Origin of the sequence: Kitasatospora sp. NPDC058115, from assembly GCF_042884635.1 — a bacterium.
Lineage (GTDB): Bacteria > Actinomycetota > Actinomycetes > Streptomycetales > Streptomycetaceae > Kitasatospora.
The window spans coordinates 121966-136181 of record NZ_JBHVTL010000015.1 but is presented as its reverse complement, the minus strand read 5'-3'; the positions used below and the strand labels follow the sequence as shown (position 1 = coordinate 136181).

Here is a 14216-nt window from a genome sequence, read left to right as displayed (position 1 = left end):
ATGACGGAATGACCCCTTACCGGATGGCCGGTGCGGCTGTCACAATTCGTCGGTGCACAGCTCCGACCCCCTGCTCGGCCGTTCCCCCGGCCGGACCCTCGGTCTCACCCTCGCCCTCGTCTCCGCGTTCGCCTTCGGCGGCTCCGGCACCGCGGCCAAACCGCTGATCGAGGCCGGGCTCTCCCCCCTCCACGTGGTCTGGCTCCGGGTCACCGGCGCCGCCGTCGTCCTGCTGCCGCTGGCCTACCGCCACCGCGACGCCGTCCGGCGCCGGCCCGGCCTGCTGATCGGCTTCGGCCTGCTCGCCGTGGCCGGAGTCCAGGCCTGCTACTTCGCGGCGATCTCCCGGATACCGGTCGGCGTCGCCCTGCTGATCGAGTACCTCGGCCCACCGCTGCTCATCGGCTACGTGCGGTTCGTCCAGCGCCGGCCGATCAGCCGGGGCGCGGCGATCGGCGCGGGCGTCGCGGTCGCCGGGCTCGCCTGCGTCGTCGAGGTCTGGAACGGCCTGAGCTTCGACGCGCTCGGCGTCCTGTTCGCCCTGGGAGCGGCCTGCTGCCAGGTCGGCTACTTCGTGCTCGCCGACGCCGGCAGCCGGGGCGAGCGCCCGGTCGACCCGATCGCCGTCAGCGCGTACGGCCTGCTGATCGGCTCGATCGTGCTCACCGCCCTGACCCGCCCCTGGGAGGCGGACTGGGGCAGGCTCGGCGGGGACGTGGTGATGAACGGGCACAGCCTGCCCGCCCTGATCCCGGCCGCCTGGATGGTCCTGGTCGCGACCGTGCTCGCCTATCTGACCGGTGTGGTCGCCGTCCAGCACCTGTCGCCGCCGGTCGCCGGGGTGGTGGCCAACCTGGAGGCCGTCGTGGCCACGATGCTGGCCTGGGTCCTGCTGGGCGAGCACCTCGGTCTGCCGCAGATGGCCGGCGGCCTGCTGGTGCTGGCCGGGGCGTTCGCCGCCCAGGCGAGCAAGCCCGCCGCGCCTGCCGGGAAGGACCTCCCGGCGGCCGCACCGCCACCGGCGGGGGCCGCGGGGGCGGACACGGTACCGGCCGGGGCGACCGCCCTCGGCGAACGGCTCGCCCGGGCCGCCGAGGCGCAGACCCCCCGGACTCGGGAGCAGGGGCGGGAACGGCGCTAGCGCCGCCGCCCGGCCCGGTTCAGCGGCCGACCCAGCCGAACCAGTCGAAGTGGTCGAGCGGCCACACGACGGCCGACACCGGGCCGACCACGTTGTCCACCGGCACGGCCCCGCCACCGGGGCCGCGCTGGTGGTAGCGCGAGTCCGCGGAGTCGCTGCGGTGGTCGCCCTCGACCCAGACGTAGCCCTGCGGCACCGTCACCGGGCCGAAGTCCAGCCCGGCGCAGGAGTCGTCCCCGGGGTGGAGGTACGGCTCGTCGACCGTGGCTCCGTCGACGGTCAGCGTGCTGCCCGAGCACTGCACGGTCTGCCCGCCGGTCGCGATGACCCGCTTGACCAGGTAGTTGTCGTCCTTCGGCGGCACCAGACCGACGAAGGAGAGCACCGAGCCCAGGGCGTTGGTGACGGGGTTGCCGCCGGTCGGCTGCGGCGGCAGCCAGTCCCCGGGGTCCTTGAAGACCACCGGCTGGCCCCGCTCGGGCTCCCAGCCGGTCAGCGGGGCGAGCTTGTTCACGCCGACCCGGTCGCCGACCCGCAGGGTGTTCTCCATCGAACCGGAGGGGATGGTGAAGACCTGGAAGAGGCAGGTCTTGATCAGCAGCGCGACCACCAGGCCGACCGCCGCCATCGCCGGGATCTCGATCCACCACGGCCGCGGCCGGCGGCCGGACCGGCGGCCCTTCGGCGGCCTGCTCCGACGGCCCTCGGCGGCGCGACGGGCCCGCCGCGCCTCGGCCCGGCCCCCGACCGGGGCGGCGGGCCCGGCCCCGGCGTCGCCGCCGTGCGTATCGGGCAGGTTCACCGCCATCGTCGCTGCTCCACTCTCCGGCTGCGGGGGAACCTGCACGCTACGCCAACCGGGGATCCAGGCGAAATCGGACGTTTACCCGCGCCAGACATCCCGCCGGGCCGGACATCCCGCCGGGCCGGGCTCGCCGTCAGGCGGAGGCGTTGCCGCCGGTCACGGCGTCGCTCGCGATGGCCTCGTGGTGGCGGATGACCTCGGCGATGATGAAGTTGAGGAACTTCTCCGCGAACACCGGGTCCAGGTGCGCGCCGGCGGCCAGCTCGCGCAGGCGCTTGATCTGGGTGCGCTCGCGGGCCGGATCGGCCGGCGGGAGCTTGTGCTCGGCCTTGAGCCGGCCGACCCGCTGGGTCGCCTTGAAGCGCTCGGCCAGCATGTGGACCACCGCGGCGTCGATGTTGTCGATGCTCTCGCGCAGGCTGGTCAGCTCGGCCCGCACGGCATCGTCGACCCCCTCGGGCAGTCCGGCGTCGGGGGTCGTGGGGTGGTCCGTCATCGGGGCGGCTCCGCGGCTCTCTCGGTGGTGCGCCCGACCGTGCGGCGGCCGGGCCCGGGCCCGGGCCAATCTAACAGGGCGCCCGGGGCGGGCCCGCACCGTCCGGGCCCGACGTCCACGATGCGGACGGCCCGTCGGACCGTTCCGGCCCGCCGTGACGGACGGGGTGTTTTCGGACGCGGCGGTCCGGTGCGCTACTTGTGGCGCGCCCCAGGCCTGCCCGTAGGCTGGGCGCGGCATGACCGGACGTGACGAGTCAGCAGTTCCTCAGTAACTACCGGAGGTACCGATCGTGGCAACCACCCGCACCGCCCGCACCGCTTGGGAAGGCAACCTGGTCGACGGCAAGGGCCAGGTGACGTTCGCGTCGTCCGGCATCGGCGAGTACCCGGTCTCCTGGCCGGCCCGCGCCGAGGCCCCGAACGGCAAGACCAGCCCGGAGGAGCTCATCGCGGCCGCGCACTCCGCCTGCTTCTCGATGGCCCTCTCGCACGGCCTGACCGGCGCGGGCACCCCGCCCACCAAGCTCGACACCCAGGCCGACGTCACCTTCCAGCCGGGCACCGGCATCACCGGCATCCACCTGACGGTCACCGGCCAGGTGCCCGGGCTGGACGAGGCCGGTTTCGTGAAGGCCGCCGAGGACGCCAAGGCCAACTGCCCGGTGAGCCAGGCCCTGACCGGCACCACCATCACCCTCACGGCCAACCTGGCCGGCTGACCTCCCGGGCGTCCCGCCCCCGGACCCGGCCGGGCGCACGTCCGGCGCCGAACCGGAGCCCGAGGGCGCACTCCCGGAGCACACGCCCCCGGTGCACATCATGTGATGTGCACCGGGGGCGTCCGCATGTATCACCACACTTGCCCCCAAACCAGACGAATCACCCTGGCGGCGGTCACCGCGCGTTGCCATCGCGTCCTATGATCGGCCGCAGCGCCCTGTTCCTCACGGTTCCTCAGGCGGGTTCCCACCCGGCCGCTCCGTCCCGAGCGTCCCGCACCGGAGTCCCACCTCCGCGAGTGCGGCAGAGTGCGGGCCGGCCGCCGAAGTCGGGTGACCGGCCGGACCAGCGTCAAGCGTCAGCAGCGGACGGGAGCATGCCGTGCCGGGCCAGAACGAGGGGGCCGACGCACACCACCCAGGCGTGCGGCACGAGGACCCGCGGCCACGCCGCCTCCTGCCGCCCGCCCTCCACGCCGCCCCGGCCAACGGCACGGCCCGGGCCGTCCTCGCCGACCCCCGGCAGGCCCCGGCCGACGACGGCGCCCTCCGCTGCCCCGCCTGCTCCGCGCCGCTCACCGACGGCGTGCACCGGGCGCCGGACGGCGAGGGTGCGGAGGGCGAGGGAGCGGACAGCGAGGGTACGGCCAGCAGCGGTGCGGACGACCATACGGGTCACGGCGATGCGCACGGCCGGCCGGTGGCCGGGGGCGACGACCCCCAGCTCGCCGCGCTGCGGGCCAGCGAGTCCCGGCTGCGGGCCGCCTTCTGCGACGCCGGCATCGGCATGGCCCTGATCGATCCCGAGGACCGGATCATCGAGGTCAACCCCGCCTTCGCCGCGCTGACCGGCCGCACCGTCGACGAGCTGGTGCGGACCCACATCCACGAGATCACCGACCCCGAGGGCATGCCGCGCCGGCTGTTCCGCGCGCTCTCCCACGGCGAGCACGACCGGATTCGGGTCGAGAAACAGCTCAAGCACCGCGCGGGGCGGACGGTCTGGACCAAGGTGACCGTCTCGCTGATCCGGGACACCGAGGGCAGCCCGCTGTACACGCTCGCCCTGGTCGAGGACATCACCGAGCAGCGCCGGCTCGGCGACCGCCTGGAGTACCAGGCCCTGCACGACCCGCTGACCCGGCTGCCCAACCGGACGTACTTCTTCGAACGCCTCGACGCCGCCTGCCTCACCCCCGACCGGTCGGCGGGCCCGGGGCAGGGGGCCGGGGCGGGGTCCCTCGAAGGCCCCGGGGCCGACGGGACGGCCGCGTGGAGCACGACCGACGGGAGGACGGCGGACGGGCCCCGGGTCGGCGTCTGCTACCTCGACCTCGACGGGTTCGCCGCGATCAACGAGGCCCTCGGCCACCACATCGGCGACCAACTGCTGATCGCCGTCGCGACCCGGCTGCGGCGCGGCTTCTCCGCGCACGGCGCCCACCTGGTCGCGCGGATGGGCGGCGACGAGTTCGCCGTCCTGGTGACCGGCAGCCGGGGCAGCGACCAGCTCACCGACCTGGCCGCCCGGATCCTCGACGCCCTGGAACGCCCCTTCGACGTGGCCGGCCACCGGCTGGTGGTCACCGCCAGCGTCGGCGTCGTCGAACGCTCCGTGCACGAGACCACCCCGACCGACCTGGTGAAGGACGCCGACGCCACCCTCTACTGGTCCAAGGCCGACGGACGGGCCCGCTGGACCCTCTACGACCCCGACCGCGGTGCCCACCAGCTGACCCGCCAGCTGCTCGCCACCGCGCTGCGCCCGGCGCTGGAACGCGGCGAGTTCACGATCGAGTACCAGCCGCTGGTCGGCCTGGCCGACGGCGCGGTGCACGGCGCCGAGGCCCTGGTCCGGTGGCGCCACCCCCGCTACGGGACGCTCTCGCCGGACCGCTTCATCCCGCTCGCCGAGGAGTCCGGGGCGATCGTGCCGCTCGGCAAGTGGGTGCTGGAGGAGTCCTGCCGCCAGGCGCGGCGCTGGCTGACCGAGTTCCCCGAGACCGAGACCTTCGTGAGCGTCAACCTGGCCGCCCGCCAGATCTGGGACTCCGACGTGGTCGCCGACGTCGCCCAGGCCCTCGACCGCACCGGCCTGCCGGCCCGGCTGCTGCAGCTGGAGATCACCGAGAGCGCGCTGCTCGGCCCCGGCGGACGGCCGCTCCAGGCGCTCCAGGCGCTCGCCGACATGGGCGTGCGGATCGCGATCGACGACTTCGGGACGGGCTACTCGAACCTCGCCTACCTCTCCCGGCTGCCGGTGCACGTGCTGAAGCTGGACGGCACCTTCATCGAGGGGTTCCGCGACCCGGCCCCGGCTCCGGCCGGCGGGCGGCCGGAGCTCCCCGAGCTCGGCTCGCGGCGGAGCGACGCCGACGAGCAGATCGTCGGCGCGATGGTGCAGCTGGCCCACACCCTCGGCCTGACCGTGACCGCCGAGGGCATCGAGAGCGCCGCCCAGGCCGAGCGGCTGCGCCTCACCGGCTGCGACACCGCCCAGGGCTGGTACTTCGCCCGCCCCGGCGAGGCCGAGCTGGTCGCGGCGATACTCCGCGACGGCCGGGACGGCCAGGAGGAGCGGGCGGAGAGAGCGGAGCGGGCGGAGCGCGACGCCCCGGGCGGGCGCTAGCCGGGGCCCGCGCCGGTCCGCTCAGGCGGTCGCGGCCCGGGGACCGGACAGCCCGTAGGCCTCGGCGATCAGGCCGTAGGACCGCAGCCGCGCCTCGTGGCCGTGGATGTGCGAGGTGACCATCAGCTCGTCCACCCCGGTCCGCTTGCGCAGCGCCTCCAGACCGTCGGCCACCTCGCCCGGCGCGCCCAGGACGACGTTGCCCAGCCAGTCGTCGATGAAGTCCGCCTCCACCGGGCTGTACGGGTAGGACTCGGCCTCCTCGGGGGTGGGGATCGGGCCGGGGTTGCCCCGGCGCAACCGCAGCATGCCGAGCGCCGCGGAGCGGGCGAGGCGGCGGGCGGAGGCCTCGTCGTCGGCCGCGACCGCGCTCACCCCGATCAGCGCGTACGGCTCGTCGAGGACCGCCGAGGGGCGGAACTCCGAGCGGTAGAGATCGAGCGCGGGCAGGGTGTTCGCGCTGCTGAAGTGGTGCGCGAAGGCGAACGGCAGGCCGAGCCGGCCGGCCAGCTGGGCGCTGAAGCCGGAGGAGCCGAGCAGCCAGACGGGCGGCCGCCCCTCCCCCTTCGGAACGGCGGTGAGCCGCTCGTACGGGTGCCCGGCGGGGAAGCTGCCGTCGAGGAAGTGGGTCAGCTCGGAGAGCTGGCGGGGGAAGTCGTCGGCGCCCTCGCCGAGGCCCCGGCGCAGGGCCCGGGCGGTGGCCTGGTCGGTGCCGGGGGCCCGGCCGAGCCCGAGGTCGATCCGGCCGGGGTGGAGCGCCTCCAGCAGGCCGAACTGCTCGGCGATGGCCAGCGGGGCGTGGTTGGGCAGCATCACGCCGCCGGAGCCGAGGCGCAGGGTGGTGGTGTGGGCCCCGAGGTGGGCCAGCAGGACGGCGGGCGTGGAGCTGGCGACGCCCGGCATGCCGTGGTGCTCGGCCACCCAGAAGCGGTGGTAGCCCCACTGCTCGGCGCTGCGGGCGAGCGTGGTGGTCGCGGCGAGCGCCTCCGCGGGCGTGTGGCCGACCCCGACGGTGGCCAGGTCGAGGATCGACAGCGGGGCGGGCGCCGATCCCCGGGCGGTGCCCCGGATCGCGTCCGCGGCCTGCGGCCCGGTGCCGTTCCCCCGCCGGTTCTCCTGCCTGTCCTCGGTCGTCATGCCGTCCGTCCTCCTGGCCGTGTTCGGTCCCGTCCGCCGGTGCGGTCCACCGGCGCCGTGCACCGGTGACGGTCGGTGCCGCTGCCGGTGCCGACACTGGTCAACCCCGCTCCCGGGCCCGCTTGTTCCCCGGCCCGCGCCCGACCGGGGCTGACACAGAGCCAGCGGACGAACACCCGTGGCGACTTCACGCCAGCGCGGGAAGTCGCCAGCCTGGGGGCTCGCGGTCGGCGGCCGGCTTCCGGCAGGCTAGGGCTCAGGCGGATCACCCAACCGGATCCGCACTCACCAGCAAGATCGTCGGGCTGGACCAGCGCCGACCGATCCCCGCGAGCCCCCGGAGCGGCACCCCGCCCCGGGGGCTCGTGCCATGAGCGGCACCGGAACCCACGGGCTGTGGCCCATCGCACAGCCGGGGTGCTTCATGGCATGAAAAGTCGAGGCGCTAGCGTTGTCCCTTGCAACCACTGCTCCCCCGGGCAGCCTGGAGGAAGTAGGGACATGGACATCGCGACGCTGGTCGGATCCTCGTGGATCTGCGCGCTGGCGCTCTGCGCCGTCCTCGGTGACGCCTTCCTCCCCTTCATTCCCAGCGGGACCCTCGTCATCCTCGCGGTGCTCAAGACGGCGCAGATAGACGGCGCCCCCGTGATGCTCGGGCTCGGGGTGGCCGCGGCCTCCTTCCTCGGTGATCTGCTGCTGCTCCGGCTGGCCCGTCGCGGCGCCCCGGTGGTCAGCCGGCGTCTGGAGCACCGCCCGAAGCTGGCGGCCAGCGTGGCGCGGGTCCAGCAGGCCCTGGACGAACGCACCACCCGGGCGGCGGCCGCCATGGTGGTGATCGCCCGCTTCGTGCCGGCCGGGCGGACCGTCCTCGACCTGGCCATCGGCCACTCCCCCGCCCATCCCCACCGTTTCCTGCGGTGGTCGGCGCTGGCCGCGATGGTCTGGGCGGCCTACATCGTGACCCTGGGCTGGCTCAACAGCCACTGGTTCGAAACCGCCTGGCTGAGCCTCGCGGTCTCCTGCACGGCGGCCACCGTGGTGAGCACCGCCATCGCGCGCGTCGTGCGCCGCAACCGCCGGCTCTCCCTCGACTGACGCCGCGGCGGCAGCGCCCGCGGGGCTCCCCTTCCGCGAAACGGGCGAAGCGTCACAGGACGGCAACAGAAGACATTCCTTCGCATCCCGCACAGGCGTGCCACGCGTGTTCAGTGCCGACGAACCTCGGGCCTTTGGTGCCCCCTGCGTTCGCGTGACATGCTAACGACGGATAATCAATCAATTGTCCGATATGACCGGAGCGGCCTCGGTCTGGCCGCCACCCGGCCCGGACACCCAGGGGAGACGATGGCCAGCATCTCGCGCAGGACCGTGCTCACAGCCACCGCCGCGACTGCGGCCCTCGGAGCGGTGGCGGCCTGTTCCGGGGGCGGCTCGGGCTCGGCCGATCCCACCGGATCCGCCTCGGGCTCCGCCCCCGCCCCCACGACCGGCACCGGAAGCACCGCACCGACCGGCACCCCCACCGGGACCCCGGCCAAGGGCACGCCGATCGGGGACGGATCGACCTCCGACACCGGAGCACAGCCGAACCAGCCCAAGCCGGAGAAGCTCAAGCCGGGCGAGCGCCCGCCGCAGTTCGTGGTCTTCTCCTGGGACGGCGCCGGCGCCACCGAGGACGGGCAGTTCCCCCGGTTCCTCAAGCTCGCTGAGGAGCACAAGGCCTCGATGACCTTCTTCCTCTCCGGCATCTACGCCCTGCCGAAGGGCAGGGCCGACCTGTACCACCCGCCGAAGCACGCGGTCGGCGCCTCCGACATCCCCTACCTGTCGGACGGTGCGGTGAAGAACACCCTCAAGCTCATCAGCCAGGCCTGGCTGGCCGGCCATGAGATAGGCACCCACTTCAACGGCCACTTCTGCTCGACCCGCTCGGACGGCAACGGCGTCAACAAGTGGACCCCCGAGGACTGGCAGAGCGAGATAGACCAGGCCGTCGGCTTCGTGACCCAGTGGCGGACCAACACCGGCTTCACCGACGTCGAGCCGCTCCCCTTCGACTACAAGAAGGAACTGGTCGGCGGGCGCACCCCCTGCCTGGAGGGGCAGAAGGCCCTGCTGCCGACCATCGCCAACCTGGGGTGGAAGTACGACGCCAGCTCCTCGGGCGGGCAGCAGATCTGGCCGCAGAAGGTGCAGGACGGCAAGATCTGGGACCTCCAGCTGCAGAGCATCCCCTTCCCGGGCCACGCCTACCAGGTGCTCTCCATGGACTACAACATCCTGGCCAACCAGTCCTCCGGCAGCACCAAGGGGGACCCGGCCAAGTACAACGACTGGCGCACCCAGGCCCGGGACGCCTACCTGGCCGGGTTCGACCGCGCCTACAACGGCAACCGCGCGCCGTTCTTCATCGGCAACCACTTCGAGCAGTGGAACGGCGGCATCTACATGGACGCCGTCGAGGAGACGCTCAAGACCGTCGCCGCCAAGCCCGATGTCCGGCTGGTCTCCTTCAAGCAGCTCGTCGAGTGGCTGGAGGTCCAGGACCAGTCCACCCTGCGCAAGCTGCGCACCCTCAACGTCGGACAGGCGCCGGCCGGCGGCTGGGAGTCCTTCCTGGGCGCGGCCGGCTGACCCGTCGCGACGGCTACGCGGTGGCCGGGACGGCGGCGGCCGGGCCGAGCGCGGCACGGACCACCGCCTCGGCGCCGGCGCGGTTCCAGACGATCGAGTAGTGGTTGGTGTCCGGCACCCAGGACGTCCGGACCGGGTGGGCGCCGTCCAGCCCGGCGTCGTCGAGCCGCTTCTCGTCGTAGAGGCCCTGCGGCTCGTCGAACAGGCCGCGTTCCGCCCGGATCAGCTCGCCCGGGCAGGGCAGCCGGTGCACCGCGGCCGCCGCCTCCCGGTCCAGGAGGACCTGCGTCCCGTCGGTCTCGATCGCCGCCAGCACGCAGGAGGAGCGCAGCTCGGGTTCGTCGCCGACGAGATCGCGCTGGACGTAGGCGTCGATCCCGTCGGACCAGTCGGCGGTGAAGGCCGGGTGCCGCTGCCAGAACTCGCGGTACGCCTGCCGGTCGGGGAAGGTCATCGACAGCCGGGCCAGCGCCGGCCCGAGCACGGCGGCCAGGGCGTCGTCCTCGCCCACGCCCTCGGGCAGCGGGAAGGTGACGGCACCGTCGACCAGCACCACCCGGCTGACCAGTTCCGGGTGTCGGACGGCGGTCAGGGCCGTCACCCACGCGCCCATGGAGTGGCCGATCACGACGGTAGGCCCCAGGTCCAGCCCGGTGATCAGGGCCGCCACGTCGTCGGCGTGGCGGGTCAGTCCGTACGGCCCGTCGAGGTCGCGGCTGCGACCGCGCCCGCGCAGGTCCGGCGCGATCAGGGTGGCCCGGCCGTCGAGCCGGCGGGCGACCTCGAACCAGGCGAGGCCGTTGGCGGTGATGCCGTGCACCGCCACGACGGTCGGGGCGTCGGGCGCGGTGGCCGACCACCGGAGCACCGACAGCTCCCCGTCGGCGACCGGGACGCGCAGCTCTTCCGGTGCTGCCGGCCCGGGCGACGGGTCGGCCGACGGGTCGGCCGTGGGGTGTATCGGCGGGTTCTCGAACTGGCTCATGCTGGACCACCTCCGGTGGACTGGGACTTGGCGGCACGGATCCGGGCGGGCAACTTGGCCAGGCCGCCCGGCAGGACGTAGACCACGGCGACGAAGAGACCGCCCAGCAGGAAGAGCGGCTGGGAGAGCGGGACGCGCAGGACCGACGGCAGGTCGGCGACGGCAGCGGAGTTGGCGAGGTCACCGAGCCGGTGACCGGCCCAGGTGTAGATGACCCCGCCGAGCAGCGGGCCCCAGCGCGTACCGGACCCGCCGAGCACGACCATCACCAGCAGCGAGAGGGTCGCGTCCGACGTGGCGGCCTGCGGAGTGGCGCCGCCGGTGAGCAGCAGGTAGACCACCCCGCCCGCCCCGGCGAGTCCTCCGGCGAGCACGAAGGCGATCAACTTGTAGCCGTAGGGCCGCAGTCCGAGCACCTCGACCCGGCGCTCGTTCTCCCGGATGCCCTCCCAGACCCGGCCCGCCGGGGAGCCGACGGCCCAGTGGACGACGGCGAGGGTCAGCACGAGGTAGGCGAGGGCGATCCAGTAGAGGTTGGCGGTGTTCTCGATGCCCAGGAGGGCGGCGGGCAGTCGGTCGGCCGGCGCCGACCGGCCCTCCTCCCCGCCGGTCAGCCCGCCGGGGTTGCGCTGGACGAGGATCGAACCGGCCTGGGCGAAGGCCAGGGTGACCATGGAGAAGCCGATGCCGGTGACGCGGAGGCTGACCGAGCCGAGCAGCAGGGCCAGCGCGACGGTGCAGCCGATGCCGAAGACGGCCGCCGCCGCGAACGGCAGCCGGAGCTCCAGCATGGCGAGGTCGGTGGTGTAGAGGCCGGTCGCGAAGTAGAGCGCGTGGCCAAAGGAGAGCAGTCCGGTACGGCCGAGCAGGAGGTCGTAGCCGGAGGCGAGGGCCCCGTAGAGCAGGCACAGGGCGATGAGTTGGAGACTCCCGGGGCTGCCGAGCGGACCGTCGAGCAGACCCGGAACGGGAAGCGCACTGTATGGGGCGACAAGGAGCAGGATCAGCAGAGCGATCGGCCACGATCGTAGCCCTCGGCGCAGAATTGTCGAGCGATTTGTGATCGATTCACCTGTTCGAGTGATTCCGGCCCGTTCGGGGCCTCCTGGACGGCTTTCGGCGGCGTTGTTGTCGGTGCCGGGTCGTACGGTCACGGCAGTGCGGTCGGCGGCGGTGCCACCGGTGCTCGCGGCGGGGGTCTTCGCACTCACGCGAGCCTCCCGGTGAGTCCGCGGGGCCGTACCAGGAGCAGGACGGCCAGCAGGACGACGACCGAGAGGTCGCCGAGGCCGGCGGCGGTGTAGTAGTTGGCGAACTGCTGCACCAGGCCCACGCACACCGAGGCGACGGCGGCTCCGGTGACGGAGCCCATGCCGCCCATCACGACGACGACGAAGGCGAAGACGAGCAGGCCGTTGCCCTGGCCGGGATTGACCGAACCGAAGTAGAGGCCGCCGAGGGCGCCACCGAGCGAGGCGGCGGCGCCCCCGATGGCGAAGACGAGCGTGAACGCCTTGCGGACGTCGATGCCGAGCGCGGTGACCATCGCCCGGTCCTCGACGCCGGCCCGGACGATCAGCCCGTAGCGGGTACGGGCGAGGAACACCTTCAGAGCGAGCAGGAGCAGCACGGCGGCTGCCACCAGCACGAAGCGGTTCACCGGGACGGTCGCACCGAGCACGTGCCAGGTGCCGGAGAGCAGTGCCGGCTGGGGGAAGGGGCGGGCGTCGGCGCCCCAGATCCCCATCAGCAGCGCGGGCACGGCCAGCCCGACGCCGACGGTGGCGAGGATCTGGTCGCGCGGGCGGCTGTAGAGCGGGCGGATCAGGGCGAGTTCCAGCAGGACGGCGGCGGCCGTTCCGACCAGCGTGCCGAAGGGCACGGCGAGCCAGAAGGAGAGTCCGGCCTCGGCACCGGCCCACCAGGTGGCGTAGGCGCCGACCGAGAGCAGGGCGCCGTGCGCGAAGTTGAGCACGTCCATCAGACCGAAGATCAGCGACAGTCCGGAGGCGACCAGGAAGTACAGCGCACCCAGACCCAGACCGGTACAGGAAAGGAGGACGACGGTGTCCATCAGGGGTTCACCTCCGTAGTGACGCGGGCGGTGGCGCCGCCGGGGCGGCGGCCGCCGACACCGAGCAGTCGGCGGGCGGCGTCCTCGTCGGCCAACAGCGCGGCGGTGTCGCCCCGGTGGGCGGTGCGGCCGTCGGCCAGGACGGCGCAGGTCCCGGCCAGCCGGCGGACCAGGGCGAGGTTCTGCTCGACGAGCAGGACCGGGACGGCCTGCGCCGCCCGGGCCAGGACGTCCGCCACCTCGGCGACGATCTTCGGCGCCAGGCCCTTGGTGGGCTCGTCGGCGATGATCAGCCGGTTCCGGTTGAGCAGGGTCCGGCCGATGGCCACCATCTGCTGCTGCCCGCCGGAGAGCGTCCCGGCCAACTGACCGGCCCGCTGTTCGAGTTCGGGGAACAGCTCGTGGACCAGCCGGTAGTCGGGCTCGGAGCCCCCGCCCCGCTCGGCGAGGCGGAGGTTCTCGGCGACCGTCAGGCCCGCGAAGATCCCGCGGTCCTCCGGGGCATAGCCGATGCCCTGGCGGGCCACCAGATGCGTCGGAAGGGAGGAGAGTTCGGCACCGGCGAAGCGCATGCTGCCGGTCCGCGGCACCAGGCCCATCACGGCCTTGACCGTGGTGGTCTTGCCGGCGCCGTTGCGGCCCAGCAGGGCCGTCACGCCGGTCGGCGCGACGTCGAAGTCGACGCCGTGCAGGATGTGCAGGCCGTCGATGACCACGCGCAGATCGCGGACGGAGAGGAGGGAGCGGTCGGGGGCGGTGGAGTCGTGGCCGTCGGTCACAACGCCTCCCCGAGGTAGGCCTGCTGGACGGTGGCGTCCGCCATCACGGCGTCCGGCGCATCCAGGGCGAGCAGCGTGCCGTGGTGCATCACGGCGAGCCGGTCGGCCAGGCCAAGCAGGACGTCCATGTGGTGTTCCACCATCAGCACGGTGCGGCCGAGATCGCGGTGGACGGAGCGGATGAGGGCGGTGAGGGCCGGCACCTCCTCCGCGCTGACCCCGGCCATCGGTTCGTCCAACAGGATGAGCCGGGGATCGGAGACCAGCAGGACGGCGAGTTCGAGCTTGCGCTTCTCACCGTGGGAGAGCGCGCTCGCCAGGGTGTCGGCGCGGTGGGCGAGTTCGGTGCGCTCCAGGGTCTCGGCCACCTGCTCCGGGTAGCGGCCGGCGCGGCGCCAGAGCCGGTACGAGACCCGGGGGCCGGCGGCGGCCTGCGCGGCGAGGCGGACGTGGTCCGCCACCGTCATCCCGGGCCACAGGGAGGAGGTCTGGAAGGTCCGGCCGAGGCCTCGGCGGGCACGGGCGTGGACGGGCTCGGCGGTGATGTCGGTGCCGTCGAGTTCGAGCCGGCCGTGGCTCGCCGGGTAGAGGCCGGAGATCAGGTTGAACAGGGAGGTCTTTCCTGCGCCGTTGGGTCCGATGAAGGCGATGAACTCGCCCTCCGGGACGGTGAAGGAGACGTCCTCGACGATCGGCACACCCCTGACGGACCAGCCCAGGCCGGTCGCCCGCAGAACCGGGGCGGCCGGGGCCGCCGCGGTGGCCGGAGAACCGCCCTGAGGGGCCCGCGCGGAGGAGGGAGGAGCAGAGGA

13 protein-coding genes are annotated in these 14216 nt (G+C 73.6%); 5 read left to right on the top strand and 8 right to left on the bottom strand.

Annotation, left to right across the window (positions count from 1 at the left end; all coding sequences use genetic code 11):
• Nucleotides 1–70: 70 nt before the first annotated feature.
• Nucleotides 71–1141, top strand: coding sequence for a DMT family transporter (locus tag ACFVVL_RS18075; RefSeq protein ID WP_387676339.1), 1071 nt, complete (start codon nucleotides 71–73; stop codon nucleotides 1139–1141).
• A 19-nt stretch (nucleotides 1142–1160) separates the two neighbouring features.
• Here the strand turns inward: ACFVVL_RS18075 and lepB are convergent, their stop codons facing one another.
• Both lepB and ACFVVL_RS18065 read right to left on the bottom strand, forming a co-directional pair.
• On the bottom strand, nucleotides 1161–1949 hold the full coding sequence (lepB, locus tag ACFVVL_RS18070) for a signal peptidase I (protein ID WP_380290422.1): 789 nt from the start codon (nucleotides 1947–1949) through the stop codon (nucleotides 1161–1163).
• A gap of 130 nt (nucleotides 1950–2079) precedes the next feature.
• Nucleotides 2080–2442, bottom strand: a complete 363-nt coding sequence (locus ACFVVL_RS18065; protein WP_380290420.1) for a chorismate mutase — start codon at nucleotides 2440–2442, stop codon at nucleotides 2080–2082.
• A 292-nt stretch (nucleotides 2443–2734) separates the two neighbouring features.
• On the opposite strand from ACFVVL_RS18065, the gene ACFVVL_RS18060 reads away from it, so the two are divergent.
• Together ACFVVL_RS18060 and ACFVVL_RS18055 are read left to right on the top strand one after the other, a co-directional pair.
• Nucleotides 2735–3163: an OsmC family protein gene (locus ACFVVL_RS18060; protein ID WP_387676204.1), complete on the top strand. Its 429-nt coding sequence runs from the start codon at nucleotides 2735–2737 to the stop codon at nucleotides 3161–3163.
• Nucleotides 3164–3587: 424 nt separating this feature from the next.
• Nucleotides 3588–5792 (top strand): putative bifunctional diguanylate cyclase/phosphodiesterase, encoded by a 2205-nt coding sequence (locus ACFVVL_RS18055; RefSeq protein ID WP_387676201.1) that lies wholly within the window; start codon nucleotides 3588–3590, stop codon nucleotides 5790–5792.
• A gap of 21 nt (nucleotides 5793–5813) precedes the next feature.
• On the opposite strand, the gene ACFVVL_RS18050 is transcribed toward ACFVVL_RS18055, so the two are convergent.
• Nucleotides 5814–6929 (bottom strand): LLM class flavin-dependent oxidoreductase, encoded by a 1116-nt coding sequence (locus ACFVVL_RS18050; protein WP_387676198.1) that lies wholly within the window; start codon nucleotides 6927–6929, stop codon nucleotides 5814–5816.
• Between the two features lie 501 nt (nucleotides 6930–7430).
• Between ACFVVL_RS18050 and ACFVVL_RS18045 the strand changes: the two genes are divergently transcribed.
• Nucleotides 7431–8027, top strand: a complete 597-nt coding sequence (locus ACFVVL_RS18045; RefSeq protein ID WP_380290412.1) for a DedA family protein — start codon at nucleotides 7431–7433, stop codon at nucleotides 8025–8027.
• Between the two features lie 249 nt (nucleotides 8028–8276).
• Complete coding sequence (locus tag ACFVVL_RS18040; RefSeq protein ID WP_387676193.1) at nucleotides 8277–9566, top strand: hypothetical protein; 1290 nt, start codon at nucleotides 8277–8279, stop codon at nucleotides 9564–9566.
• A gap of 13 nt (nucleotides 9567–9579) precedes the next feature.
• Here the strand turns inward: ACFVVL_RS18040 and ACFVVL_RS18035 are convergent, their stop codons facing one another.
• The 5 genes from ACFVVL_RS18035 to ACFVVL_RS18015 all read right to left on the bottom strand — a co-directional run bounded on the left by ACFVVL_RS18035 (nucleotide 9580) and on the right by ACFVVL_RS18015 (nucleotide 14102).
• Nucleotides 9580–10551, bottom strand: coding sequence for an alpha/beta fold hydrolase (locus tag ACFVVL_RS18035; RefSeq protein WP_387676190.1), 972 nt, complete (start codon nucleotides 10549–10551; stop codon nucleotides 9580–9582).
• Nucleotides 10548–11597, bottom strand: coding sequence for a branched-chain amino acid ABC transporter permease (locus ACFVVL_RS18030; protein ID WP_387676336.1), 1050 nt, complete (start codon nucleotides 11595–11597; stop codon nucleotides 10548–10550). The genes ACFVVL_RS18035 and ACFVVL_RS18030 overlap by 4 nt, the downstream gene beginning before the upstream one ends.
• Before the next feature lie 161 nt (nucleotides 11598–11758).
• Nucleotides 11759–12625 (bottom strand): branched-chain amino acid ABC transporter permease, encoded by an 867-nt coding sequence (locus ACFVVL_RS18025; RefSeq protein ID WP_387676187.1) that lies wholly within the window; start codon nucleotides 12623–12625, stop codon nucleotides 11759–11761.
• Nucleotides 12625–13404 (bottom strand): ABC transporter ATP-binding protein, encoded by a 780-nt coding sequence (locus ACFVVL_RS18020; protein ID WP_387676184.1) that lies wholly within the window; start codon nucleotides 13402–13404, stop codon nucleotides 12625–12627. The genes ACFVVL_RS18025 and ACFVVL_RS18020 overlap by 1 nt, the downstream gene beginning before the upstream one ends.
• Nucleotides 13401–14102 (bottom strand): ABC transporter ATP-binding protein, encoded by a 702-nt coding sequence (locus ACFVVL_RS18015; RefSeq protein ID WP_380290402.1) that lies wholly within the window; start codon nucleotides 14100–14102, stop codon nucleotides 13401–13403. Before ACFVVL_RS18015 ends, ACFVVL_RS18020 begins: the two co-directional genes overlap by 4 nt.
• Nucleotides 14103–14216 lie beyond the last annotated feature (114 nt).

Bases quoted from the DNA above. Each gene is read 5' to 3' on its own strand.
- ACFVVL_RS18040 (WP_387676193.1), top strand. From the start codon at position 8,277: ATGGCCAGCATCTCGCGCAGGACCGTGCTCACAGCCACCGCCGCGACT.
- ACFVVL_RS18045 (WP_380290412.1), top strand. From the start codon at position 7,431: ATGGACATCGCGACGCTGGTCGGATCCTCGTGGATCTGCGCGCTGGCG.
- ACFVVL_RS18065 (WP_380290420.1), bottom strand. From the start codon at position 2,442: ATGACGGACCACCCCACGACCCCCGACGCCGGACTGCCCGAGGGGGTC.
- lepB (WP_380290422.1), bottom strand. From the start codon at position 1,949: ATGGCGGTGAACCTGCCCGATACGCACGGCGGCGACGCCGGGGCCGGG.
- ACFVVL_RS18035 (WP_387676190.1), bottom strand. From the start codon at position 10,551: ATGAGCCAGTTCGAGAACCCGCCGATACACCCCACGGCCGACCCGTCG.
- ACFVVL_RS18050 (WP_387676198.1), bottom strand. From the start codon at position 6,929: ATGACGACCGAGGACAGGCAGGAGAACCGGCGGGGGAACGGCACCGGG.
- ACFVVL_RS18025 (WP_387676187.1), bottom strand. From the start codon at position 12,625: ATGGACACCGTCGTCCTCCTTTCCTGTACCGGTCTGGGTCTGGGTGCG.